This window comes from Chitinophaga flava (assembly GCF_003308995.1).
Lineage (GTDB): Bacteria > Bacteroidota > Bacteroidia > Chitinophagales > Chitinophagaceae > Chitinophaga > Chitinophaga flava.
Map to the genome: position 1 here is coordinate 2204924 of NZ_QFFJ01000001.1, position 25271 is coordinate 2230194.

General features: G+C 45.8%; 21 protein-coding genes. 15 read left to right on the forward strand and 6 right to left on the reverse strand.

Annotation, left to right across the window (positions count from 1 at the left end; translation table 11 throughout):
- Positions 1–252 precede the first annotated feature (252 nt).
- Both DF182_RS08795 and recJ read left to right on the forward strand, forming a co-directional pair.
- Entirely contained in the window at positions 253–1218 is a 966-nt protein-coding gene (locus tag DF182_RS08795; protein ID WP_113615266.1) for a polyprenyl synthetase family protein, read from the forward strand.
- A 137-nt stretch (positions 1219–1355) separates the two neighbouring features.
- Positions 1356–3062 (forward strand): single-stranded-DNA-specific exonuclease RecJ, encoded by a 1707-nt coding sequence (recJ, locus tag DF182_RS08800; RefSeq protein WP_113615267.1) that lies wholly within the window; start codon positions 1356–1358, stop codon positions 3060–3062.
- 70 nt (positions 3063–3132) lie between these two features.
- On the opposite strand, the gene DF182_RS08805 is transcribed toward recJ, so the two are convergent.
- A complete protein-coding gene (locus DF182_RS08805) occupies positions 3133–3849 on the reverse strand; it encodes a carboxylesterase family protein (RefSeq protein ID WP_161964099.1) in 717 nt (238 codons plus the stop codon).
- 191 nt (positions 3850–4040) lie between these two features.
- Complete coding sequence (gene htpG, locus DF182_RS08810) at positions 4041–5873, reverse strand: molecular chaperone HtpG (RefSeq protein ID WP_113615269.1); 1833 nt, start codon at positions 5871–5873, stop codon at positions 4041–4043.
- A gap of 265 nt (positions 5874–6138) precedes the next feature.
- Between htpG and DF182_RS08815 the strand changes: the two genes are divergently transcribed.
- From DF182_RS08815 to DF182_RS08875, 13 genes are all read left to right on the forward strand, one after another.
- Positions 6139–9426 carry a T9SS-dependent choice-of-anchor J family protein gene (locus tag DF182_RS08815; protein ID WP_113615270.1) on the forward strand — a complete coding sequence of 1096 codons (3288 nt, stop codon included), beginning with the start codon at positions 6139–6141 and terminating at the stop codon, positions 9424–9426.
- Between the two features lie 204 nt (positions 9427–9630).
- Positions 9631–9981, forward strand: coding sequence for a 30S ribosomal protein S6 (gene rpsF, locus DF182_RS08820; protein ID WP_245957394.1), 351 nt, complete (start codon positions 9631–9633; stop codon positions 9979–9981).
- Entirely contained in the window at positions 9953–10261 is a 309-nt protein-coding gene (rpsR, locus tag DF182_RS08825) for a 30S ribosomal protein S18 (RefSeq protein WP_317048412.1), read from the forward strand. The genes rpsF and rpsR overlap by 29 nt, the downstream gene beginning before the upstream one ends.
- A 6-nt stretch (positions 10262–10267) precedes the next feature.
- Positions 10268–10714: a 50S ribosomal protein L9 gene (gene rplI / locus DF182_RS08830; RefSeq protein WP_113615272.1), complete on the forward strand. Its 447-nt coding sequence runs from the start codon at positions 10268–10270 to the stop codon at positions 10712–10714.
- Between the two features lie 466 nt (positions 10715–11180).
- Positions 11181–11597 (forward strand): hypothetical protein, encoded by a 417-nt coding sequence (locus tag DF182_RS08835; RefSeq protein WP_113615273.1) that lies wholly within the window; start codon positions 11181–11183, stop codon positions 11595–11597.
- Positions 11598–11669: 72 nt separating this feature from the next.
- A complete protein-coding gene (locus DF182_RS08840) occupies positions 11670–12542 on the forward strand; it encodes a hypothetical protein (protein ID WP_113615274.1) in 873 nt (290 codons plus the stop codon).
- Positions 12543–12577: 35 nt separating this feature from the next.
- The gene (locus DF182_RS08845) at positions 12578–13198 is read left to right on the forward strand and encodes a rhomboid family intramembrane serine protease (RefSeq protein WP_113615275.1); all 621 of its coding nucleotides are present in this window, start codon (positions 12578–12580) and stop codon (positions 13196–13198) included.
- A 52-nt stretch (positions 13199–13250) separates the two neighbouring features.
- Positions 13251–14009: a hypothetical protein gene (locus DF182_RS08850; RefSeq protein ID WP_113615276.1), complete on the forward strand. Its 759-nt coding sequence runs from the start codon at positions 13251–13253 to the stop codon at positions 14007–14009.
- Between the two features lie 67 nt (positions 14010–14076).
- The gene (locus DF182_RS08855) at positions 14077–14832 is read left to right on the forward strand and encodes a hypothetical protein (protein ID WP_147243387.1); all 756 of its coding nucleotides are present in this window, start codon (positions 14077–14079) and stop codon (positions 14830–14832) included.
- A gap of 69 nt (positions 14833–14901) precedes the next feature.
- Entirely contained in the window at positions 14902–15303 is a 402-nt protein-coding gene (locus DF182_RS08860; protein ID WP_113615278.1) for a hypothetical protein, read from the forward strand.
- Between the two features lie 193 nt (positions 15304–15496).
- Entirely contained in the window at positions 15497–17854 is a 2358-nt protein-coding gene (locus DF182_RS08865; protein ID WP_211327083.1) for a family 20 glycosylhydrolase, read from the forward strand.
- Positions 17855–18001: 147 nt separating this feature from the next.
- Positions 18002–19336 (forward strand): FAD-dependent oxidoreductase, encoded by a 1335-nt coding sequence (locus DF182_RS08870; RefSeq protein ID WP_113615279.1) that lies wholly within the window; start codon positions 18002–18004, stop codon positions 19334–19336.
- Between the two features lie 39 nt (positions 19337–19375).
- Positions 19376–19801 (forward strand): DUF302 domain-containing protein, encoded by a 426-nt coding sequence (locus tag DF182_RS08875; RefSeq protein WP_161964100.1) that lies wholly within the window; start codon positions 19376–19378, stop codon positions 19799–19801.
- A 38-nt stretch (positions 19802–19839) separates the two neighbouring features.
- Here DF182_RS08875 and DF182_RS08880 read toward each other — a convergent pair whose 3' ends face one another.
- The 4 genes from DF182_RS08880 to DF182_RS08895 form a co-directional block, all read right to left on the reverse strand.
- A complete protein-coding gene (locus tag DF182_RS08880; RefSeq protein ID WP_113615281.1) occupies positions 19840–20943 on the reverse strand; it encodes a D-TA family PLP-dependent enzyme in 1104 nt (367 codons plus the stop codon).
- Between the two features lie 53 nt (positions 20944–20996).
- Entirely contained in the window at positions 20997–22310 is a 1314-nt protein-coding gene (locus DF182_RS08885) for a gluconate:H+ symporter (protein ID WP_113615282.1), read from the reverse strand.
- A 51-nt stretch (positions 22311–22361) separates the two neighbouring features.
- The gene (locus DF182_RS08890) at positions 22362–23639 is read right to left on the reverse strand and encodes an ABC transporter permease (protein WP_113615283.1); all 1278 of its coding nucleotides are present in this window, start codon (positions 23637–23639) and stop codon (positions 22362–22364) included.
- Between the two features lie 173 nt (positions 23640–23812).
- Positions 23813–25186: an NADH-quinone oxidoreductase subunit N gene (locus tag DF182_RS08895; RefSeq protein ID WP_113615284.1), complete on the reverse strand. Its 1374-nt coding sequence runs from the start codon at positions 25184–25186 to the stop codon at positions 23813–23815.
- Positions 25187–25271 lie beyond the last annotated feature (85 nt).

Below are 25271 nucleotides of genomic sequence, written 5' to 3' on the forward strand. Positions count from 1 at the left end.
GGTAAATATCATAAATGAATATACAAATTTTTCTTGCAATATTATTTTCATTGATAAGTGCTTCAATATTAGAGCTTAAATGAAACTATTTACATACCTTATTCAAGGTTCTGCTAAACTCTCTGTTTAAAGCCTGTTAAAGGAATCTTTAACCTGTGTTAAAGGAATGTTATACTTCATATACAAATTCAAGGCCAAAATGTTAAAATTTCCTATTTAAAACCTAGCTTAGCAATCCTTTTTATTTATTACATGGACGACATTAAGCAACTGATAGGTAAGGAATTACAGGATTTTGAAGAAAAGTTTGCGGATTCCGTAAAGAGCCACGTGCCGCTGCTGGACAGGATCATGCACTATATTGTGAAGCGAAAAGGGAAGCAGATCCGGCCAATGTTTGTGATGCTTTCCGCACGACTTTTCAACGATCATGTCCCGGAAAGCACTTACCGGGCCGCTGCCCTGGTAGAACTGTTACATACAGCGACCCTGGTGCATGACGACGTGGTAGACGACGCCAATCAGCGCCGGGGCCTGTTTTCCATTAATGCATTGTGGAAAAACAAAATAGCTGTACTGGTGGGCGACTATCTGTTGTCCAAAGGACTACTGCTGTCTCTTAACAACAATGATTTCCGAGCTTTGCAGATATTATCCCAGGCAGTGAAAGAGATGAGTGAAGGCGAACTGCTGCAGATAGAAAAAACCCGGAAGCTCAATATTAAGGAGGATATCTACTTTGAGATCATCCGGCGAAAAACTGCGTCCCTGCTGGCCTCCGCCTGCGCTGCCGGCGCCTGGAGCACCAGCCAGGATGATGATGCCACCGAACAGCTGCGCCTTTTCGGCGAAAAAGTAGGAGTCGCCTTCCAGATCAAGGACGACCTCTTCGATTATGGCACCGCCAAAATCGGAAAACCAACAGGCATTGATATCCGCGAAAAGAAAATGACACTCCCGCTCATCTACACGCTGGAACACGCCACCCCGGACATCCGCCGGAAAATCATCAATATCGTTAAGAACCATAATACGGAAAAAGACCGTGTAGATGAAGTAATCCAGCTGGTAAAAGCTTCTGGAGGAATAGATTATACACAACAGAAAATGTTGCAGTACCGCGATGAAGCGCTCGCCATCCTCCATCGTTTCCCGCAAACTGCGATCCGGGACGGACTGGAATCCCTGGTAAGGTTTACAACGGACAGAACTTTTTAGAAAGAAAAAATTAAAAATGTAAAATAATAAATGTAAACTGTAACCCTAATCGGCTCCTTTATGTAGCCACTGTTACTGTTTACATTGATTATTTTACATTTTTTCTTTTTAATCTGTTTCTATTTTACCAGAACATAATGCAAAAACGCTGGACAGTCAAAGCATATCAACCAAATCAGGAAAAATTACTCCAATCCTCGCTACGCATACACCCTTTGCTGTGCCGGCTGTTGGTACAACGCCATGTGCACACCTATGAAGCGGCCCGCCAGTTTTTTCGCCCCACTCTTGAAGACTTACACGATCCATGGCTGATGAAGGACATGGACAAAGCCATCTCCCGCATAGAACTGGCTTTCTTCCGGCACGAAAAAATACTGGTGTATGGCGATTATGATGTAGACGGCACCACTGCGGTGGCTACTGTGTACGCCTTTCTACATAAACATTACAATAACATAGAATTTTATATTCCACACCGTTACCGCGAAGGTTATGGCATTTCCACCGAAGGAATTGCATATGCACGGGACAATGACTTCAGCCTGGTAATTACCCTCGACTGCGGCATCAAATCCGTAGATCTTATCTCCCAGGCCAAAGACATGGGGATTGATTTTATCATCTGCGACCACCATCTGCCCGATGCCATAGTGCCTCCCGCAGTGGCTATCCTCAATCCCAAACAGTATGATTGTCCCTATCCATATAAAGAACTGAGTGGTTGCGGTATCGGCTACAAACTGATCTGCGCCTACGCCCAGAAACGTGGCCTCCCCATATCAGAAGCCAATCAATACCTCGACCTGGTAGCTACCAGTATCGCTGCTGACATTGTGCCCATGACCGGAGAAAACAGGGTGCTGGCCTTTCACGGACTGAAAAAAGTGAACAGCAGTCCCCTGCCAGGCATCAAAGCACTCATTACCCTCAGTGCCCTGAAAGAACAACTGACGATCTCCAACCTGGTATTTGTGATTGCGCCCCGCGTTAATGCCGCAGGACGCATGGACGACGCCCGTAAGGCTGTAAACCTCTTCATCGAAAATGACGAGGAAAAAGCTGCCGCTATTGCAGCCGTATTGCATGCTGATAACTTCGACCGCAAGGAGGTTGACAACACCATCACGCAGGAAGCTGTATCCCTGCTGCAAAATGATGACACCATCGCCCAGAAAAAGTCCACTGTGCTCTACCAGGCTCATTGGCATAAAGGCGTGGTAGGCATTGTAGCTTCCCGGCTGATCGACAAATATTACTACCGTCCTACTATCATCCTGACCCAGTCAAACGATGTGGTAGCAGGTTCCGCGAGGTCTGTAACAGGATTTAACGTATACGAGGCCATTCATCAATGCAAGGATCTGCTGGAAAACTACGGTGGCCATTTTTACGCTGCAGGTATGACGCTCAAACCGGAAAACGTACCCGCCTTCCAGCAACGATTTGAAGAGGTAGTAGCCAGCAGCATCAGGCCAGACCAGCTTGTACCGGAGATTGTCATCGATACCGAAATATCCTTCACAGATATTACCGCCGCTTTTTACAATATCCTGAAACAGTTCGAACCACTAGGCCCGGACAACCTGCGGCCTGTTTTCCTCGCCCGCAATCTGATGGACACCGGTTATTCCAGACTGGTGAAAGAAGAACACATTAAATTCTCTGTAAAACAAGGTAAAACTGGTCCTGCCTTGTCGGGCATAGGATTTTATATGGCCGACAAATTTCCGATCGTCAGCAGTCGCAAGCCATTTGATATGGTTTTCAACATTGATGAAAATGAGTGGAACGGACAAACTACTCTTCAACTGAAAGTAATTGATATCAGGGCCTCCTGTTAACATACAAAACAGCAAAGGCGCGAAGAATATTATCCCTGGCGCCTTTGCGGCTTCGTTCCTTTGTATGACATTACTGCTTCTTCTGTTTCAACATCCAGGTATATAAATCCGCCGTGGCATAAGCACGGGTCCAGGAGTCGTGGCCTCCATTGGGATACTCTGTATATTTCACATTGCTGCCCAGGGCCTGCAGGGCTTTGACCATATCCCTGGAACCGGATACAGATACAGTAGGATCATCGGCCGAATGGAAGGCCCATATGGGCAAGTCTTTGATCTTTCCAACAAGGCTTACATTTCCTCTTCCAGCGATAGGCACAATGGCTGCAAAACGTTCCGGATGTGCCTCCGCCCAGTCCCATGTTTGCATACCACCCATGCTTAACCCGGTGAGGTATACCCTGCTGGGGTCTATATGGTATTTGCTGACCACCGTTTTATAAAGTGATTCCAGCGCATCTGTATTCCACCAGTTGGCCCGGCATTGCGGCGCTATCATCACAAATGGTTTACCTTTCACTACTTTGGGCAGGCCCACATTACGAAGCACGTCGATATTGGTGCCTATTTCCCCCACACCATGTAAAAAAATCACCAGTGGCCATTTTTCAGTCTGACTGTTATAACCATCAGGGATATACAGCAGATAGTTGGTGATATTGGAACCAGGCTGGCTGATTGCATCTACGGTAAGACCAGCAGTCTGTTGGGGAAAAGTGTCTCTGGGAGGGGCCGGATTAATCGGGGTGACTTTTTCTGATTTTGAACAGGAGAATAAAACAAACATTCCCAGAACTAAGACATGGCTAAAAAATATAATCTTTCTTTTTTTCATATAACAGCTATAAACTAAAAGGTCCCCTGGCGATAAGCCAGGGGACCAGGTTTAAAATATGTTTTTCCTTTTAGGAGTGGTTTTTCATGTTGTAGAAAAACCAACGCTGAAAAGAAAGATTTTATTTTATGCTATTGAGCAGATTATTTTTTTCCGCTTGCTATTAACTCCACACTTCTGTTTACAAAAGCGGTAAGATCAGCACCGGTCAACAGGTTCTGTGACAACAAGGCCAGATCTGCCAGGTTTTTCACCAGTTTCTGTTGCAGGGTGTTGTCTTTTTCATCCAAAATCTGTTGGTATACAGGGTGGTTGGCGTTGACAGTCATATTGATTTCATCCGGCATGGCTGCATACCAGCTCATACCGCCGCCACCCATGGAAGCCATATCTTTCATACGGCGCATGAACTCCGGACGGGTAACGATCACCGGTTGTGCTTCTCCAGTCAGGCCTTTCAGCTCCACTTTGATGTTGGGCTGGGTTACCTGGGTAGTGAAGATTTCCTTCAGCGCACCTTCCTGGTCTGCTGTCAGCACGGTATTGCTGTTTTCTTCCTTATCAATCAGATGATCCGCAATATCAGCATCTACACGGGTAAACTGGATGTTTTCCCATTTTGCCTCGATATTGCTGATGAAGGCGGAATCCACCAGTGTTTCCATTTTCACTACCACAAAACCTTTGTTTTTGGCAGCCTGTACATAGCTGTCCTGTTGCACCGGGTTAGTGGCATACAGGATCACCACTTTTCCGTCTTTATTGGTTTGCAGTGCGGAAACAGCTGTTTTATACTCTTCCTGGGTGTAGAAGGTACCGCCCTCTACATTTTCCAGTACGAGGAATTTGTTGGCTTTGTCCATGAACTTGTCATCGGTCATCATGCCGTATTTCACGAACAGGCCGATGGACTCCCATTTTTCCTCAAAACCTTTGCGGTCGTTGCGGAACATTTCATCCAGTTTATCGGCTACTTTTTTAGTGATGTGCGCGTTGATTTTTTTCACATTAGGATCACCCTGGAGATAGCTGCGACTTACGTTCAGCGGGATATCCGGGCTGTCGATCACACCGTGGAGCAGCATCAGGAATTCAGGTACGATATCTTTTACTTCGTCGGTTACATACACCTGGTTGGAATACAGGTTGATTTTATCTTTCTGTATTTCGTAGCTCTTGGTGATTTTCGGGAAATAGAGGATACCGGTGAGGTTGAACGGATAGTCTACGTTCAGGTGGATCCAGAACAGCGGAGCTTCTGCAAACGGATACAATTCCTTATAGAAGTTCTGGTAATCTTCGGTAGTGAGTTCGCTTGGTTTTTTAGTCCATGCAGGTGTGGTATTATTGAGCTGTGTTCCTTCAAACTTAACCGGTACCGGCAGGAATTTACAGAATTTAGTGAGGATGGAGCGGATGCGTCCTTCGTCAAGGAATTCTTCACTTTCTTCGTTGATATACATCACGATTTCGGTACCTCTTTCTTCCTTGCTTACTTCTTCCAGCTGATATTCAGGGCTGCCATCGCATTCCCAGCGTACAGCGGATGCACCTTCTTTCCAGGATTTAGTGATGATTTCCACTTTGCTGCTCACCATGAAGGAGGAGTAAAAACCCAGACCGAAATGGCCGATGATGTTAGTACCGTTTTCCTGGCCTTTATATTTCTTCAGGAACTCTTCCGCACCGGAAAAAGCTACCTGGTTGATATATTTATCCACTTCTTCAGCGGTCATACCGATGCCATGGTCCGCGATCGTGATAGTCTTTTTTTCTTTATCCAGTCTTACTTCAATGTCAATATTGCCAAGGTCACCTTTAAACTCACCAACGCTGGCCAGTGTTTTCAGCTTCTGCGTGGCATCTACCGCGTTACTTACCAGTTCGCGGATAAAAATTTCATGGTCCGAATAGAGGAACTTTTTGATAATGGGGAAGATATTCTCCGTCTGAACACGTATTGCACCTTTTTGCATTTGGCTATTTTGTTTTGGGGAACATTTCAAAGTATATGCCAGCCCGGGAGTATCTGACAAGATGTCAACATTTACATAGGAAATTATACCATATGAAAACATTGTTGCAACAACCACAATAATATTCTTCAAAAAAATAATATTAATAATCCCTTTTAATTAACATATAAATCATATAAAAACATTTTCGAAAGGCAGCAAATTAGTAGATTTAAGTAACCAAGATTCTGAACTAAATCCCCACTCACTTAAATCCAGTCTGTCTATGAAGAGACTTTTACACGCATTATTATTTTTATTGGGAACATTTTGTGGATTAAAGGTTTTAGCACAAACCCAGCCATTACCCAGGCCACTACCCTATCAGGAAAACTTTGACGCATTGTCGGCCTCAGCTACCGTCTATCCGGATGGCTGGCAGGGCTGGGCCCTGAGCGGCTCGCCGGGCAGCAATTTCAACACTGCAGCCCCTGCGTCCGACAAACCACTGACATCCAATGGCAGTGCCTCCTCCACCGCCAACGGAGCGTATAACTACAGCGGCAAACTGGGTTTTCTCAACAGTGGTACTGTAGACAATGCTCTGGTGCTGTCTGTCAACACCAGCGGTCAGGTAAACATCAGTGTAGCCTATGACGCCATGACCATCAGGAATCCATACGATGGCAGTGCCAACACGCGCATCAATGAAATGGCATTGCAATTTCGTGTAGGCGACACCGGTAGTTTTATTAATATCACTGGAACAGCCTATCAGAACAATACCATTACTCAAACCGGCGCGGGTATTACCCTGCCACAACAGCCGGTGCATATTACCGTCGCCTTGCCTGCAGCCTGCGACAACCAGCCGGTAGTACAACTGCGATGGGTAAACCGTCAGATCAGCGGGGCAGGCTCCCGCCCTTCCTTTGCGGTAGACAACATCACTGTGGACGGCGCCGGCGGTGATTTTACCCCACCTGCCATCAGCAATCTGGTACCGGCCAATCAGTCTGCAGATGTGTCACCCGCAGCGCCGCTGCACATCGTCTTCAGCGAAAACGTTCAGGCCGGACAGGGTAACATCTACCTGCATAACAGTACCCGTCAACATACTGACACCATCTCCATTACCCATCCTTCTATCAGCATTAATAACAATCTCCTGATCATCAATAGAATATTACGGCCCAACAGTAACTATTATATCACTACAGACAGTGCAGTGGTGAAAGATATGTCCGGCAATATTTTCAGCGGCATCACCGACAGCGCTGTATGGCGTTTTTCTACCGGCGCACAGCAGCTGAACTATGATTTCAATAGCTGCACCCCTTCCGGCAACAGTATGCTGAGCGGCGGCTTTATCCAGTATAGTGTAAGTGGTGCTCAGACCTGGGCCTGTACTACTTTCGGACAAAATAACAGTAATGGTGTACAGATAAACGGTTATAGTGGTGGCGCCGTCGAAAATGAAGACTGGCTGATATCTCCGGCTTTTGACCTGAGTGTTTTCCAGGTTCCCCTGCTTCATTTTAGCAGCCGTACTGCATTTACCGGTCCTGCGCTGGCGCTGAAAGTATCTACCGACTATAGCGGCAGCGGGGATCCCAGAACCGCTACCTGGTATACGCTGAACGGTCGTTTTCCTGACGGCGGCAGCGATGTATGGAATCTCAGCAATGGCATTAACCTGGCTGCCTACAAAGCCGCCAATGTATACATTGCCTTTGTATATACTTCTTCTCCGGCAGCCCAGGCTGCGCGCTGGACGATCGATGATTTCGGACTGAAAGATACCACGGCAGCACCAGCTCCTACCCTTACCAGCAGCCCCGCCACCCTGGACTTCGATTATATTAAAGCCGGGCAGCAGTCGGCGCCACAATTGATCCGCTACTGGGGTAATGACTTCACCGGTGACCTGCAAATCAATGTACCGGCAGGTTTCCTGATATCAGCCGATAGTAGCAGTTATAGTGCTCATCTCAGCATTCCCCAGGCCACGGTCAGTGCAGGCCCGCAACAATTATGGCTCAAATTCGCTCCTGCCGTCACAGGCACTGCTTACAGCGGAGCCATCAGTTTCAGTGCGCCGGGCTTCAGCGACAACCATATCCGGCTGACCGGCACTTCACTTCGTTCGCTGAAAGTGGTGAACTGGAATATAGAATGGTTTGGCAGTCCGGTGCAAGGGCCTACCAATGACAGTCTGCAGCAGGCCAATATAACCAGGATACTACAATATCTCGACGCAGATATTTATGCGCTGGCAGAAGTAGTAGACACCGCACGTTTCCGCGCAGTAGTGGGTCAGATGCCCGGATATGCCTATACTTTGTCAGATTTCGGGTCTTATGCTGACAGTGTTACTGATGTGGACTATGCTTCTGCACAGAAACTGGCATTTGTATATAAAACTTCGGTTGTTCGTAAAGTCCGCACCTATGGAGTACTCCGCCAGGGTGGCAGCAGCACGGCCTATTACAACTGGTCTTCCGGCAGGTTCCCTTATCTGATGGAAGCTACAGTCAGACTGGACAACGATTCTGCCCGGATACAATTTATTTTGCTGCATGCCAAAGCCAATACCGGCACCAAAGCTGAAAAGCTGGTGTCCTGGGATCGTCGCCGAAATGGGCTGAAAGAGCTGAAAGACACGCTGGATCGGTATTACCCGTATCACAATCTGATCCTGCTGGGCGATTTTAATGATGACCTGGCAAGGACGATCACCATAGAGCGGGCTCCTGATACCACCACTTCATATATTGACTTTATTAATGATACCCTGCATTATAAGCCTTTTACATTACCGTTGAGTCTGGCCGGCGGGCGGTCTACCGTCAGTTTTTCATCTGTGATTGACAATGTGATCGGGTCTGACGAAGCAGGGGTGGCTTATCTGCCAGCATCTGCCAGGGTGATGCAACAGGTACAGCAGCTGGTAAGTGGTTATGGTACCACTACTACAGACCATTATCCGGTGATGAGCCGTTATGATCTGCGTGTGCTGGCCAATCCACTGCCCTTGAACAATTTTGATGCGCGGGCCGATGGCGGCAAGGTGCAGTTAAGCTGGACTACCCCTTATGAGATCAATGCCGCTTCCTTTGTGATAGAACGTTCCCGTAATCTGATACACTTTGCTCCGATAGATACAGTGGCAGCACATGGTGTGAGCCGGGAAATGAATCAGTATCTGTCTTATGATGACGATGCATGGCCAGGTATGACATTATACCGGTTGAAATACAGGGGATTGGATGGCAGTGAAAAATATAGTCCGGTGAAAACGGTGTTTTTAACAGGCAAAGATCTTTGGTTGAAGTTATTCTGGTGTATATTTGGTCACCAGTTACAATATTGGGTAGACTGGAGTAGAAGCGGGGCTGCTGGTGTGCAGTTGATAGACCTGCAGGGCCGCGTTCGTTACCAGGGTGGTACTGATCTGGTGAAAGGCAGGAATTTCAGAACTATAGATATCAGCCAGTTACCTGCGGGTATTTATTTCCTGCGGATACAATCCGGGGAGCAGGTACAGGTGAGTAAGATTGTCGTTAACCACTGATCTTTTTGAAAAAGCCATGCAATTGATAGGCCGTTCCGCAATGCGGGACGGCTTTTTTCATATTGGTTTACAGACACTTACACATTAAAATGGAGAAAAGACAAGATATTTAGGGATAAATGGGTAGGGTAACGCGGAAATTATCAATAGTTCAGTATCTTTGCGATCCAATTTTTTTATTTAAAACAATTAAAACAGGGAATTATGAACTACGAATTGATGGTGATCTTTACCCCTGTGCTTTCTGAAGACGACTACAAAGCGGCTCAGAAAAAATTCGCTGATATCATTAAAGATAACGGCGGAAACATTACGCACGAAAATCCCTGGGGATTAAGATCACTGGCGTATCCTATCCGGAAAAAAACTACAGGAATGTATGTGGTTCTGGAATACACTGCGCCATCCGACCTCAATGAGAAGCTGAAAATCCAGCTGAACCGCGATGAAAATGTATTACGTCACATGATCACTGCGCTTGACAAGCACGCTGTAGAATACAACGGCCGCAAGAGACATGGTGTAAATGCAGAATCTAAAACTACTGAAGCTTAAAATTATGGCAGTTAAACCAAAAAAACAGGAAATCAAGTACTTAACAGCCGTAAAAACCGAGAAACGTCAGAAAAAATACTGCCGTTTCAAGAAAATGGGCATCAGGTACGTAGATTACAAAGACGGTGAGTTTTTGAAGAAATTTTTGAACGACCAGGGTAAAATGCTGCCCCGCCGTATCACAGGTAACTCCCTGAAATTTCAGCGTAAAGTAGCCCAGGCTATTAAAAAAGCTCGTCAAATGGCTTTATTGCCTTATGTTACTGACCTTTTAAAGTAAGAAGTTATGCAAATTATCTTAATACAAGACGTAGATAACCTGGGTCAGAAGAATGAACTGGTTACCGTAAAGAATGGTTACGCCAGGAACTTTCTGATTCCTCAGAAATTCGCAGTAGAAGCTAGCCCTTCCAACCTGAAGCAACTGCAGGAGCGCCTGAAAGTGCAGAAAGTGAAAGAAGAAAAACTGCTGGCTGAAATCGCGAAAGTGGTGGAAGTGCTGAAAGCATCTCCTGTTAAAATCGGCGCTAAAACTGGTACTTCCGGTAAAATCTTCGGTAGCGTAACTGGTGTTCAGATCGCTCGTGCTATCAAAGAACAGAAAGGTTACGAAATTGACCGTCGCCGCATCCACATCCTGGATGATGTTAAAGAATTAGGTACTTACAAAGCACGCCTGGATTTCGGTAAAGGCAACGAAACCGAAATGGAGTTTGAAGTTGTAGCTGAGTAGTATTCATCCGGTTTACCGGAATAAAAAAATCCCGGACTGCCTGTCAGTCCGGGATTTTTTTTTGCGTTTGGAAGTGGTTAACAATTGACAATATCCTGAGTGATAATTTTGGGGTATATTTGTAATGTATCACATATGAAACTGCTCAATAACCAAGTGATGCCTGAATCCACAATCATTGAAAAATTTAAAAAGATGATTATGGATCCCAAATGGTTAAATCACCATTGTTCAAAAGCTATAATAACGACTGAGCCGGAAGGCAAAACACTCAGGTTTGTTCCTCATTAATTCAATATTTAAAATCACTTTATGGCACACGCACTTCAATTGAAAAAACACAGCGCTGGCCAGGTTACATCAGCTTTTAACAGCCAGTCACCTGGACCAACTCCTAATTGGATTAAGCGGTGCATTGTTCGGATAAAAGCCAAAAGGCAAGTCAATAAAATAATGCGCAGCTTGAATGAAGCCGAAGAAATCCACGCAGGGAAACGCCCGGGAATCACATTTGAAGACTTCCTCAAAGACTTTTAGGGTAATTACAACTTCCCGATTTATAAAAGAAGCCAAAAACCTTAAAAAGAAATACCCCAACATAAAAGAAGATTTTGTTTCCCTAAATGAAAAACTTCAGTCAGATCCAATAACAGGAAACGTTTCTCTAGGCAAAGGCTGTTATAAAGTAAGAATGTCTATTTCTGATAAAGGATGTGGAGAAAGTAGTGGTGCGCGGGTAATCATACAGGCCATTATTCAGGACGAAGTGGTATATCTTCTTAGTGTGTATGATAAATCAACTCGTGATACCTATACAAATAAAGAGATCGCCACTATCTTAAAACATAAATTTGCTATCTCCGAGGATTCTGGTGGTTGGTAATCCTAGCTCCTCAGCATCCACCGCTGAAAAACTCAAATCTTATTAGTATTTTCATACACATATTCCGCCAGTATGAAAAAATACCTTTTCTGTTTCCTCATCCCAGTGCTCCTGACAGCCTGCAACACGCACAAAAACAAAAAAACAACACCTGTGCGGCTGACAGCCATCACTATACATGGCGACAGCATCCCACAATATTCTTTTCAGTATGATACTGCCGGCCATCTCATTCGGCTAACCAAACATTACCGGAAAGATGCCAGTCAGATATATTCCTTCCAATACGACAACTCCAACAGGCTGGCAGGCATGCAATCTGCCTACCAGGACCGTGGCCATACCACTATCGATCAGAAGGCGACTGTGAGCGCCTGGGACCCGTTGGGTAACGTTACAGTAGTCAAGTATTACGATACTAACAATATCCCCGTCAAAACTGCCCGTCTCACCTGGAAAAAAGGAATGCCTGTAGCCCTTAAGTACATTGATTCCACACAGGCTATCAGCTGGAATTATACCAATGGAAACCCTGACTGGAAAAACATCAGTACAGATACTACCACCAGCGATGGCCAGGATACCAGTATCTGTATCCGCAGCGCCCGGTATGAATGGGATGACACGATTAATCCCTTGCGGCCACTGGTCAACCAGCTGGTGATGGTGCCAGGATTGTCACCGGGGCAGGCGCTTCCGTTACCTGAATTATCTGATTTTTTACTGACTGTCAGTTCCAACAATCCTACATTGATTAAAATGGACGAACAGCAGAAGGCTGTCTATGGCAAGACTTCGCAACAGTACTTCCGGAACAACACCATGCAGTTCTTTTATGCCTGTAAAAATGGTTATCCTGTCACTGCCAGGGTTCACTTTCACTCTGAAGGATACACCAAACTGGACTCGGATACCCAGGTAAATCTGGATTATAGTTATCAATAAACGCCATGCGGGGAATTATCCGTAACTTTTAATGGATGGACACCCGCACCCGATTCAGACTAATGCCGGTTACCTTGCTGCTGGTAGCCGTCAACCTGTTGATATACCTGCTCACTGTGATAGCCGGTATGAACGGCTGGTGGGGCAATGGGGCGCAGTTGCTGCACTGGGGTGCCAACTACTGGCCGCTCACCATCGGGGAAGGCCAATACTGGCGCCTGTTTACCAGCATGTTTCTCCATGCTGGATGGTGGCATCTATTTACCAACATGCTGGGATTATTGATTGCAGGGGTTTTCCTGGAACCGGTTATACGACAGGTCCGTTTTGGAATTGTCTATCTTTTTACCGGATTACTGTCTGATTACGCCAGTATTTGGTTTCATCGTCAGGTAGTAGGTGTAGGTGCTTCCGGGGCTATTTTCGGAGTTTATGGCGTATTTCTGGCCCTGCTGACCACCCGCCTGTTTCCTCCTGTTCCCCGGCGTAATTTTCTCGCTTATATCAGTTTATTCATCCTCCTCAACCTGCTCTCCGTCAGCTTTGCACAGGATATTGACAATGCTGCCCATCTGACAGGTTTTCTCAGTGGTATGCTGGCAGGATATATCCTCTATTTCACCCTCACGCCGGACGATGGTAAACGATTGAAGTGATACTGCTTCTCCCTGAGGAATTCCCTACATTTGTACCCCAAAATCCCTTACTATGATAAAAAGATTATTATTGCTGGGACTGGCCGTTAACCTGCTGTGGGCCTGCAATTCCAGCAAAGACACCGGAAATGCCACCAACGACAGCGCCTATACGCCAAATGACAGTATCCAGTCTGAACAGCCCATCGACGACGCCCCCGACATTATTGACACCATAGCGGTAGGCGACAAAAAATTTTTCGTTTACTTTATCGATAAAGCCATCTTTGAGCAATATCCTGAATATGATCATTCCATAGACCCCGAATCCGAATCCAAGGCTCTTGCTAAAGACAGTACTGTTAAACGGGTAGGTGACGACCTGATCTTCCAGTTTGCTAATGGGCAACAAAAAATACATACCAATGTAAATTCCGAGGGTGACGATTTTGCCCGTTATCAGTATGCCGGTTACTATCCAGCCCTGCACAGACATGGATTGGATGCCACCTTTTACGCAACAAGCTATTTTGAACTGCTCAATCCCGATAATGGCGACACCCTTCGCCTATGGACTCCACCCGTTATCTCCCCGGACAAAAAATACTTCCTCTGCCCTAGCCTGGACCTTGGATATGGTTTTCGTGAGAACGGTTTTCAGTTGTTTGAAGTCAAAAACAAAACCATTGTGCCTATCGGCAATATAATCCTTGAAAAATACGGTATCAATGAAGTACAATGGATTGATAACAAAACGCTTATTGCCACTTATCAAACCCGTGAGGACTTTTCAAAGCAACGTGTCAGCTTTATAAAAATGGTGATGCAGTAAGGTTAGGGAGCTTCCCCACCGCTAAAAATAAATATTGAACCTTTACAACAAAGTAAAATTCCGTACTATGATAAAAAGACTATTATTGCTGGGACTGGCCGTTAACCTTCTGTGGGCCTGCAATTCCGGCAAAAGCACAGGAAATGCTACCAACGACAGCGCCTATACGTCAAAAGACAGTACCCAGTCCGAACACCCCACCAGCGCACACCTCAACATTATTGACACCCTTAAGGTAGGTGACAAACAACTCCTGGTTTACCTTATCGATAAAGCCACCTTTGAGCAATATCCTGCTTATAAATATCCGGTGGACTCTTCCGAAACCAGGACCCTCGCCAAAGACAGTACTGTTAAACGTGTAGGCACCTCACTGGTTTTCCAGCTGACCAACGGGCAACAGAAAGTGCGTGCAGACAACGAAGAGGAAGGCGGTGATTACGTGCATTACTTTTATGCCGGTTACTATCCCGCTCTTCACAGACATGTGTTATCGCTCACCTTTTATGAAGGAACGGGTTTTGAACTGCTCAACCCCGACAATGGCGATACCCTCAATGTATGGGGCCCTCCTGCCATCTCTCCTGATAAAAAATATTTCATGTGCTCAAATATGGACATAGCAGCTGGCTTTGACGTGAATGGCTTTCAGTTGTTTGAAATAAACAATAAAAACCTGCGCCTCGTTGGAGATGTGTCCCTGGAAAAATATGGTATCGACAAAGTACAATGGATTGATAACAAAACGCTTATTGCTATTTATCAAACCCAGGAGGACAATGCAAACGAACGTACCCGCTATGTAAAAATGGTGATACAGTAGGACCAGGGAGATGTTACAGGTATTTAGTATATTGAGATACATACCGTAACTATCAATTCTCCACTGCATATGAAAAAATTATTCTCATTCCTTTTGCTGGTGGCAGTCACCGTTACTACTGTTAACGCTGCCACCAGCTTTCTTCCACGTCTCCATCGACAGGCACCTACTATGAACGTAGAAGGCACTGCTAACTCCATCGTTGCCAAACTGGACAAATCCCTCTCACTCACCGACAAACAAAAACCCAGACTACTCAATATCGTTACCTCCTATCTGCAACAAAAAATAAATATTCTGCCTTTACAGCAAAACAATCAGCCTGCCTATAAATCTAAAATCAACAGCATGCAGAACGGGCTGCGAGCCAAACTCAAACCCCTGTTCACCGCTGAACAATACACTATGTTTCAGGAACTGAAACCTGCATCATTTGACGAGACTAATGTATTATCACATTTATTTTTTTAAGAAGACTACCCACTTGATATATATTCCTTCCCATGGGTATCTACAGATGCCTTTTATCTGTGCCTATCCCTAAATCAAAGCCGGAAAACAAGAAACTCACATGGAATAAACCCCGGAAAAAAAATCCGGGAAAAGAGTATTTTTAGCAGAGGGCTGACCAGCATGTTGGTCAGCCTTGTAAATAAAGTGAACAATGAAATATATATGCCTGGCTGCATTATCAGGATTGTTATGGCAATCTGCAGCAGCCCAACAAATTGCAGATTCTGCTGCCTTCGCCCGTCTTGCGGCCTCCATCAAATCAACACCGGCCATTAATGGCAACACCCGGCAACTGCCCATGCCCGCTGCACCAGACGGTTATAGCCTACAACTCAGGGGTACTGACCACCTGCCTGTGGTAGACCAGCAGGGACACATCACTACGCCGCTGGTAAACACCCCGGTCAGCCTCTATTTTGTATTACAGCGAAACAGCGACCAGGCTATTATGGATGTGCCTAACATCCAGGTGACCATACCGGGAAGATACACCGCCAGTGCCGGAAACCCCGCACCCTTTGTGATTCCCGCGCTGCGCGAATGGTATGGAGGCAATGGTTCCTATACTCTTCCGGCCACTATTACACTGGCGATAGATCCCGTATATGCGTCTGCGTTATTGCCAGGTATAACTGCTTTCCGGGATGATCTCCGGTTACTTACCGGCAACCGGCAAATCAGCATACGTCAGGGACAACCCCGTAAAGGTGATATCTTCTTCACCTTGCAGTCACCCGACCGCCAGCTAGGCGATGAAGGATACCAGATGGAAATCGGCAATCAGATAACAATACAGGCTACTCATGCCAGAGGGGCGTTCTGGGCTACCCGGACCCTGTTGCAGATACTGGAACAAGACCCACAACACCGCCGTATTCCGCAAGGCATCACCCGCGACTATCCTAAATACGAGGTCAGAGGTTTTGTACTGGACGTTGGCCGGAAATTCTTCACTATGGAATTTCTCCGGCACTATGTGAAATTCATGTCCTACTACAAAATGAACGATTTTCACATACATCTTAATGACAACGGGTTTGAGAAATTCTTTGGCAACAACTGGGACAGCACTTACTCTGCCTTCCGGCTGGAAAACAATACCTTCCCGGGTCTTACCGCCCGCGACGGGTCTTATTCCAAGAAGGAGTTCCTGGCCCTTCAAAGCCTGGCAGACAGCTTTGCAGTACGCATTATACCGGAGATAGATGTTCCAGCACACTCCCTTGCTTTCACCAAAGCGGTACCACAAATAGCCAGCCTGAAATACGGACGGGACCACCTCAATCTGGACAGTGCCTCCTATGCGATGATCGACAAAGTGTTTAAAGAGTACCTGGAAGGGCCGGAAAAGGTATTTAAAGGCGATGAAGTACATATCGGTACAGATGAGTACTCCAAAAAAGAAGCGGAGAAATTCAGGGCCTTTACAGACCATTACATCCGTTTTGTGGAAAGCTTCGGCAAAAAGGTAAGAATGTGGGGCTCTCTCACACATGCCCAGGGTACCACCCCGGTAAAATCAGCCGGCGTTACCATGAATGCCTGGTATAACGGTTATGCAGATCCTGCTGATATGATGCGTCAGGGTTATGACCTCATCAGTAGCCCCGATGGATGGTTGTATATCGTACCTGCCGCAGGTTATTATCATGATTATCTAAACCTTCCCAAACTATACGACAACTGGGAGCCAAACATGATTGGCGAAGCTGTTTTCCCGATAGGACACCCACAGATAAGAGGCGGTTCCTTTGCCGTATGGAACGACCATCCGGGCAATGGCATCACCGAAAAAGATGTGCATGACCGCGTATTCCCGGCAATGCAGGTGCTGGCCGAAAAAATGTGGAACGGCCATACCCTGCAAAGCAACTACAACTCCTTCTCACAACATAGCCATCAGATTGGAGAAGGTCCCGGATTAAACATGCGCGCAAAAATAAACAGCCGCGATAGCATCGTATTGTCATACGACTTCTCTACTCCGGCAGTCAACGATATCAGTGCCAACAAAAGAGCTGCACAGCAAAAACACAATGCAGACATCACTCCTTCCAAAACCCTGCTGCTCAAAGGTGGCAACAGTTTCATAAAAACACCTCTCCCGGAAATAGGATACGGCTACACGGTGGAGTTTGATATCAAACCCACTAAAGACAACCTGCCGGAAGCTGTGATATTCTCCTCTCCTCATGCGGTAGTTACATTACTGCAGCAACAAACCGGCAAACTGGGCTTTACCCGGGAAGGTTATCATTACAACTTTAACTATACACTACCCGCCGAAACCTGGACCCACGTGGCTATTTCAGGCGATCATAAAGGAACTTCCCTTTTCATCAACGGACAACTGGTGGAAAAACTGGAAGGAGCCACCATCTCCTTTCCCAACATCAAAGATAAAATCGCCAAAGTGCAAACACTGGTTTTCCCCCTGCAAATGATAGGTGATACGGTTAATAGTTTTAAAGGAGAGATAGACAACCTGAAAGTGATACAGCATCGTTAATGTTTAACAAGTCTTCGATAAAAGCGGTCGTCTGAAAGACGGCCGTTTTTTATTTGGCCCTATCTGTCCAGGTAAAAGCCTGTTTTATCCATTCATGCCACAACTTTCATCTGGTAATTTTGTTAGTGTATAAAATCATTTACAGCGATGATTAAACATCACTACAAAAATCTGATTATTGGTTTTGGCAAAGGAGGTAAAACACTGGCAGCTTACTTTGCCAGTCAGCAAGAAGAAGTGGCTATCATAGAGAAGTCGAACCGCATGTATGGAGGCACCTGCATCAATATTGGTTGTATCCCCAGCAAGTCACTTATTACCAACGCAGACGCAGGCACGCCGTACAAAACTTCTCATGAGATCAAGGAAAACCTGGTGACCGATCTTCGTAAGAAGAACTATAAAAAACTGGCCGACACCCACTATGCTACCATCATAGATGGAGAAGCATCTTTCATCTCCCCCAAAAAGGTAAAGGTACAGATGGCACAACAGGAAGTCATCCTTACTGCCGATCGTATTTTCATCAATACCGGAGCCAGCCCCTCCATCCCCGACATAAAAGGCATCGATGGAAAAAATATCTATAACAGTACAACGTTAATGGATATCCGCGAACGGCCGGAACACCTCACCATCATAGGTGGCGGATTTATCGGCCTCGAATTCGCTGACATGTTCCTGAAATTCGGCAGCAAAGTAACGCTACTGGAAAGTGCTGCTGTCTTCCTCCCTCATGAAGACCGTGATGTGGCTGATGCTATCCATGGTCATCTTGTCAAAAACGGACTGCAACTAATTGCCGAAGCCACCGTAGTACAGTTCGACACCCAAACAAATCAAACCATCGTCACTTACAAAAAGGATCATCTGGAAGAAAGTTTCCCTACAGATGCTGTGCTGATCGCAACCGGACGAACACCCGAAACCAAAGGGCTGAACCTCGAAGCCGCAGGAATAGCCACCGATGAACGAGGATATATCAAAGTAAACGACAGACTACAAACTACAGCAGAAAATATATGGGCTTTAGGAGATGTAAACGGAAGCCCGCAATTCACCTATATTTCGCTGGATGATTTCAGGATCATCAAAAATCAGCTATCCGCAGGCCCATATAATTCCACAGATAAAAGACTGCTCTATCCTACAGCTGTTTTTCTCAGCCTCCCCTATGCCCGCATAGGACTTAATGAGAAGACGGCAACTGAAAAAGGGCTGCATTTCAAAACCTTCCGGATAAAAGCCGCTGGCATACCCAAAGCAGCCATACTACAACAGAAAGACGGTATCCTAAAAGCGATTGTTGACATCCCAACCGGAAAAATACTCGGTTGTACACTTTTCTGTGCCGAAGCCCATGAACTGATCAACATCGTACAACTCGCCATAAACAATGCTTTAAGCTATAAGACATTGCGGGACAATATTTATACGCATCCATCAATGGCTGAGAGTTTCAATGATCTTTTCTCCGAATAGTATGCTGCTAATATGAAAACAATTCTAATACTACTGACTATGATCTTTAGGCATGCCTCTGCTGATGATAGCCAGCATGGCCGGTATATCAGTCTATACTCATTTGAACAAACAGTCGACAGGCTGAAAACTGTTTTAAAAGAAAAAAACATAAAAGTATTCTGCATCATTGATCATGCAGGAGAAGCAACGCAGGCCGGACTTGATTTAAGACCCACGCGATTATTTATCATCGGCAATCCTAAAGTAGGTACCGCACTGATGCAGGAAGATCAGGAAACCGGTATCGACCTGCCGTTGAAAGTGCTGGTGTATAGTGATAAAGACGGACACACTATTGTGCTCTATAAAAAATTACTACCGATCGCGGATGCCCGCCAACTGAAGAATACCCATAAAGTAGCTGCCACCATAGATTCCAGCATGAATGTTTTAATCAAACATGTTTCACAGGAACGTCCATAAAAAAGGAGAGCATTTCAGCTGCTCTCCTTTTTTATGATTTACAGAATAATCTGCCGGTCTCTGGCTATAACCTTCCAGGTAGCCGAATAAACATGATCTTCTGCTACATATACTTTTTCATACAACGCGATAGTAGGACATATGTGCAGTGGTATGCCGTAAAACACCGTCCCGATAGGATAAGCAGCCGTATCAGCAACTCTTAATACCAGATGTTCTTCACTTTGAGAAACCGGCCGCGCTTCCGGTGCATTCAAAAAATGTACCCGGGGCTGCGGATTTTCTGCCGCAACGGATTTATGTCCCAGATCAAGGCATAACAGCTGCCCATCAATGATAGAGACAACTCTGGAGAGGACTACAGCAGCCCACTGGAAAGCTTGTTCCGGCAGGTTCTTAGCATATCCCCAATCCCAGAATACAAAGGTACCAGGGCTGCATTCAATATGTGGTCTCGCTGCATGTATCGGGAAAGTAGGTGAGCCACCTGCAACGATAACCGGCTCCGGCAAACCAGCGGTTACTATAGCCTTTTGTAAAACAGGTACCGGTGCATAAGCTTCATCACAACGTCTTTTTCGTATATCCATCTCCGTGTCGTGCAGATGTCCGTCATAGGCATGGAGACCTATGGGCTCAATGCCGGGCAATGTGTGCAGATATTGATACAATGACAATGCCGTTTCATCCGGTTTGATGCCGGTACGATTCATACCAACATTCAGATCGAGGTATACCGGTAATTTCCTTTGCTGCGCAGCAAAAACCGCGCTGATTGCTTCGCCCGCGACCTTGTTATCTACGAGGCAGGAAAATATGGTATCAGGATAACGTTGTACCAGTTCCAGTAAACGTATTACTTTAGGTCCCACCGGTTGATATGCCAGCAATACATCTTTCGCTTTCACCATGCCTAGCATTTCCGCTTCAGCGATGGTAGCGCATTTGTAGCGCTGTATGCCGGCTTCCTGCATCAACTGCACCACTTCTGACATTTTATTTGTCTTTACGTGTGGCCGTAACCGTTGTATATCATCGATCATGGTTTTGAGCAGTGCAATATTTTGTATGATCCTGTCTTTATACACCACAATAGCGGGTGAATCTATCTGGTCTGTATTGCTGAGTTGATACCAATCCATTTCTGTTTTATATTAAATTTCTGAAGGTTATAATTTTCGTTTATTCGTTCATGTTATACAATCATACTTAGTAACAGGCTACCGATGAGTCCTGTTACGGAAACGATTGTTTCCATCACCGACCATGTTTTGATCGTATCTTTTACAGACAAGTTAAAGTATTCTTTGAACATCCAGAAGCCAGCATCATTAACATGGGAAAACATCAGACTGCCTGCGCCGGTAGCCAATACCATCAGGTTGGGATTGACGCCTGAAGTAGCGATCAGTGGTGCAACAATACCTGCCGTGGTGAGGCCCGCCACCGTGGCAGAACCAATACAAACCCTGATAATAGCTGCGATACCCCATGCCAGCAACAATGGATGCATATGCATATTTTGCAGGGTAACAGCAATATATTCACTAACCTTACTGTCATGCAACAGCTGCGTCAGCGCGCCGGAGCCTCCGATGATCAGGATAATTACCGCCACATCCTTTACAGCATCATCCATAAGACCCAATATCTTTTTTGATGTCATACCTCGCCGTATTCCCAACAGATACATACCATTGAGTACTGCCAGCAGCATTACGATCAGCGGATCCCCCAACCAGGTGACCCAGTGATACAAAGCCTGATCTGCTGGTATCCATACTTTCAGCAGGGCTGTCACCGCCAGCAACAATACCGGCAGCATGGCTGCAAACAGGCTGGGCATCATACCCGGCTGCTGGTCTTCTGGCATAGCAGCTGCTACAAACATCTTTCCAGGCTCACCTGTATACCGTTTCAGGTACCTCGAAAACACAGGTCCGGCCAGAATAATAGCTGGTATCGCCAGTAATATACCATAGAGAAGGGTGAGTCCCATATTGGCGTGAAACTGCTGTACCAGCGCGGTAGGAGATGGATGTGGCGGCAGATATCCATGGGTGACAGACAAAGAGGCCAGCATAGGAATGCCCAGATAAACAGCAGGCAGCTTCGTTTGTGCTGCCACCGTAAAAATCAGCGGTACCATCAGTACAAAACCGATGTTATAAAACAACGGTATGCCCACAATAAAACCTGTCAGCATCAGTGACCACTGGATATAACGGGCCCCCAGCAGCTTCATAAGCCCGCCGGCAATCCGCTGCGCAGCACCACTTTCGGCTACCAGTTTACCCAGCATACTGCCAAATACAATGACTACGATGAGAGAGCCCAGTGTTTTACCAATACCGGTTTGGATAGACTGAGTAATGTCCCCGATTTTCATATGCAGGGCCAGTCCCATCAACAGGGATACAATCAGGAAAGAAAGGAAGGTATTTATCTTACACCAGGTAACCAGTACAACCAGCAAGATAATGGCTGCAATAACGATCAATAGTGGCATATGTTCTTTCTTTTTAGGAAAGAACAATATAATAAATAGATCCCGGGAATTCTACTCGTACCGCAGCGCGATAATCGGATCCAGGCGGGACGCCTTATATGCAGGATAAATACCGGAGATAAGCCCTACAGCTGCACAAAGGCTCACGCCAATGAGTATCCACAGCCAAGGTATGATAAAGGAGGATTTCAGCAGGGCTGATACAATGTTGCCCAGCAACATACCCATAAACACCCCTATCAATCCACCCATCACACTGATGATGATGGCTTCATACAGGAACTGTTTACGGATGGTGTGACTGGTAGCACCCAACGCCTTGGTAACGCCTATTTCGCGGGTTCTTTCGGCCACAGACACCAGCATGATATTCATCAGACCGATAGCAGAGCCAAAGAGGGTCACAAATGCGATAACAACGGCAAACAGGTTTACTTTGCTAAGGCTGGAGAACAGCATCTCTGCGATACTATCGCTTTTACTGATGAGGAAGTTATCTTCTTCGTTGAGATCAAGTTTACGGATGACACGGAAAAGACCGACTGCTTCCCCTTGTGCGGCTTCCAGCTGCCGGATATCTTTCACAGCCACGCCTACCTGATAGGAAGCATTGGGGTGGTTAAATATTCTTCGTGTATTGTTGACCGTAGTAATCACCACATTATCCGCGCTCATGAGGTTACTGCTACCTTTGCTTTGCAGTACGCCTATCACACGGTAGCGGATATCACCCACCCGGATGGTATTATTGACTACGTTTTTAAGCTTTTTGCCAAACAGTTTTTCTGCCACGTCTTTACCCAGGATGGCCACATTACGACCGGAAGAAACGTCCAATGCATTAAAATTACGGCCGTCCTCAATGGTATAATTAGAGATATCAAGATAATTTTCATCTCCACCGATAACGTTTACATTGGGGTTGGTCTTTTTATCATCCTTATATACGGTGGTGATACCTGAAGCTCTGAAGTTAATGCTGACGATAGCGGGGAATGTATATCTTTCCTTGAACTGCACCGCTTCCTGATAGCTAATCGTTTTATTACTGTTGGACTTCCTTACTTTTTTGACATTTTTATTTCCTTTGGAAGCTTTAGCATCGTCATTTCCGATATGCACCTGCATATCCCTGTTGCGCAGGGAAAAGCTGTTAGCCCCCATACTGGCGAAGCTGCTGTAAATACTGTTTTTCATACTGTCGATGGCAGTGAGAATGCCGACGAGGACAGTAATACCTACCGCGATAATAGCAATGGTAAGGCCCGTGCGCAATTTGTTGCCACTCACGGAACGATAAGCAAGGGAAAATATATCTAAAAACCGCATATAATAAAGTTAAGGCAATTCAGGTGAAAAACTACGAATTAGAGATTACGAATTACAAATGGTAAAATGGGGATTCAGGCGGGCTTAGATATATTTCAACTGAAAAGCGAAGACCGGAGGGGATTTACCACTCCGGTCTTCGCTTTATTATATTATTCGTAACCGATTATTTATTACAGGCAACCTATCAGCAGGTTGGGGAACAGTCCCAGTACCAGCACCAGGGCTACTGCCAGTATCAGGGCTGCTTTAAAGCCATTGGACACTGGTTCTACCTCAGGATCACCTTGCTTGAAATACATGGCGATAATCACGCGGAAATAGTAGTATACGCTGATAGCAGCACACAGTACCCCTACAATCACCAGCCAGAGGAGATGCCCATGCTGAATAGCTGCAGACAGTACGAAGTATTTCGCGAAGAAACCTGCAGTTACCGGGATACCGGCCAGAGAGAACAGGAATATTGTTACAGCCAGTGCCAGCAGCGGCTGCTTTCTGGCCAGACCGTTAAATCCTTCAAAAGTATAGTCTTTCAGCTTCATCAGCACAGCAAATACACCGATGGTGGCAATGCTGTAAGCTGCTGCATACAGTATGATACCCTGTGCGGCAAACTGGTTGATGGCAATCACCGCAAACAGCATAAAACCTGCCTGCGCGATAGAAGAGTATGCCAGCATACGTTTTACGCTCAGCTGGAACACCGCGCTGAAGTTACCAAGTATCAGGGTAGCGGCAGTAATAATTGACAGTATCAGTGTCCAGTGTTCACTGATGGCACCACCCGCAAAGCTCACATGGAACATACGGAGGAAAGCCACAAAACCACCGGCTTTCACCACTGTAGCCATAAAGGAAGTGAATACGGTAGGAGAACCGTCATACACGTCTGGTGTCCAGAAATGGAACGGAACGGCAGACACCTTGAAGGCCAGCGCAAAGGCCATCAGGATGATACCACACAATGCCAGCGGATGAACGCTGTCGGCGCCCAGGCCCAGCTCGGTGATATTAAAGGAACCGGCAGCACCGTAGATCAGGGCAATACCCATCAACAGAATACCGGTTGAGAAAGAACCCATCAGGAAGTACTTCAGTGAAGCTTCATTGCTCTTCAGGTTTTTTCTATCGGTACCCGCCAGCACATACTGTGGGATAGACATGATTTCTATCGCCAGGAACAGCATCAGCAGGTTGCTGAAAGTGGTGGCCAGGGAAATACCTGCCAGGATAAAGAATATCAGGGCAAAATAATCTGCCACATGCTCGCCCACTTTTTCAAACTCACTCCCGGACAACAGGAAATATAACAGGGTTGCACCTAAAGCCACTGCATTAAACAACACACTGAACCTGGATACTTCGATCATACCATACATTGTATAGCTGCCCAGCTCCACTGAAGGAAACTGCGCCAGGTTAGCAATAAATGCTATGATGATGGCCGCGATGGCAAAAAATTTAATATGCTGCTTATTGCGTACAAATAAACCGACAAACATCAGAACAACGCCCGATAAAGCAGTAGAAATTAGTGCATTCATATTGTTGCGTTACAAAACCCGTTTAAAATTGCTGATTTTGGAATTTTGAGATTTAGTTATGTAAAATCCCTAAATCAATAAATCC

Coding starts and splice junctions, on each gene's coding strand:
- DF182_RS08850 (WP_113615276.1), top strand. CDS start 13,251: ATGATAAAAAGATTATTATTGCTGGGACTGGCCGTTAACCTGCTGTGG.
- DF182_RS08795 (WP_113615266.1), top strand. CDS start 253: ATGGACGACATTAAGCAACTGATAGGTAAGGAATTACAGGATTTTGAA.
- rplI (WP_113615272.1), top strand. CDS start 10,268: ATGCAAATTATCTTAATACAAGACGTAGATAACCTGGGTCAGAAGAAT.
- DF182_RS08815 (WP_113615270.1), top strand. CDS start 6,139: ATGAAGAGACTTTTACACGCATTATTATTTTTATTGGGAACATTTTGT.
- DF182_RS08890 (WP_113615283.1), bottom strand. CDS start 23,639: ATGCGGTTTTTAGATATATTTTCCCTTGCTTATCGTTCCGTGAGTGGC.
- DF182_RS08895 (WP_113615284.1), bottom strand. CDS start 25,186: ATGAATGCACTAATTTCTACTGCTTTATCGGGCGTTGTTCTGATGTTT.
- DF182_RS08875 (WP_161964100.1), top strand. CDS start 19,376: ATGATCTTTAGGCATGCCTCTGCTGATGATAGCCAGCATGGCCGGTAT.
- DF182_RS08805 (WP_161964099.1), bottom strand. CDS start 3,849: ATGTTTGTTTTATTCTCCTGTTCAAAATCAGAAAAAGTCACCCCGATT.
- DF182_RS08840 (WP_113615274.1), top strand. CDS start 11,670: ATGAAAAAATACCTTTTCTGTTTCCTCATCCCAGTGCTCCTGACAGCC.
- DF182_RS08880 (WP_113615281.1), bottom strand. CDS start 20,943: ATGGATTGGTATCAACTCAGCAATACAGACCAGATAGATTCACCCGCT.
- DF182_RS08860 (WP_113615278.1), top strand. CDS start 14,902: ATGAAAAAATTATTCTCATTCCTTTTGCTGGTGGCAGTCACCGTTACT.
- htpG (WP_113615269.1), bottom strand. CDS start 5,873: ATGCAAAAAGGTGCAATACGTGTTCAGACGGAGAATATCTTCCCCATT.
- DF182_RS08865 (WP_211327083.1), top strand. CDS start 15,497: ATGAAATATATATGCCTGGCTGCATTATCAGGATTGTTATGGCAATCT.
- recJ (WP_113615267.1), top strand. CDS start 1,356: ATGCAAAAACGCTGGACAGTCAAAGCATATCAACCAAATCAGGAAAAA.
- DF182_RS08855 (WP_147243387.1), top strand. CDS start 14,077: ATGATAAAAAGACTATTATTGCTGGGACTGGCCGTTAACCTTCTGTGG.
- rpsF (WP_245957394.1), top strand. CDS start 9,631: ATGAACTACGAATTGATGGTGATCTTTACCCCTGTGCTTTCTGAAGAC.
- DF182_RS08835 (WP_113615273.1), top strand. CDS start 11,181: ATGAAGCCGAAGAAATCCACGCAGGGAAACGCCCGGGAATCACATTTG.
- DF182_RS08885 (WP_113615282.1), bottom strand. CDS start 22,310: ATGCCACTATTGATCGTTATTGCAGCCATTATCTTGCTGGTTGTACTG.
- rpsR (WP_317048412.1), top strand. CDS start 9,953: ATGCAGAATCTAAAACTACTGAAGCTTAAAATTATGGCAGTTAAACCA.
- DF182_RS08845 (WP_113615275.1), top strand. CDS start 12,578: ATGGACACCCGCACCCGATTCAGACTAATGCCGGTTACCTTGCTGCTG.
- DF182_RS08870 (WP_113615279.1), top strand. CDS start 18,002: ATGATTAAACATCACTACAAAAATCTGATTATTGGTTTTGGCAAAGGA.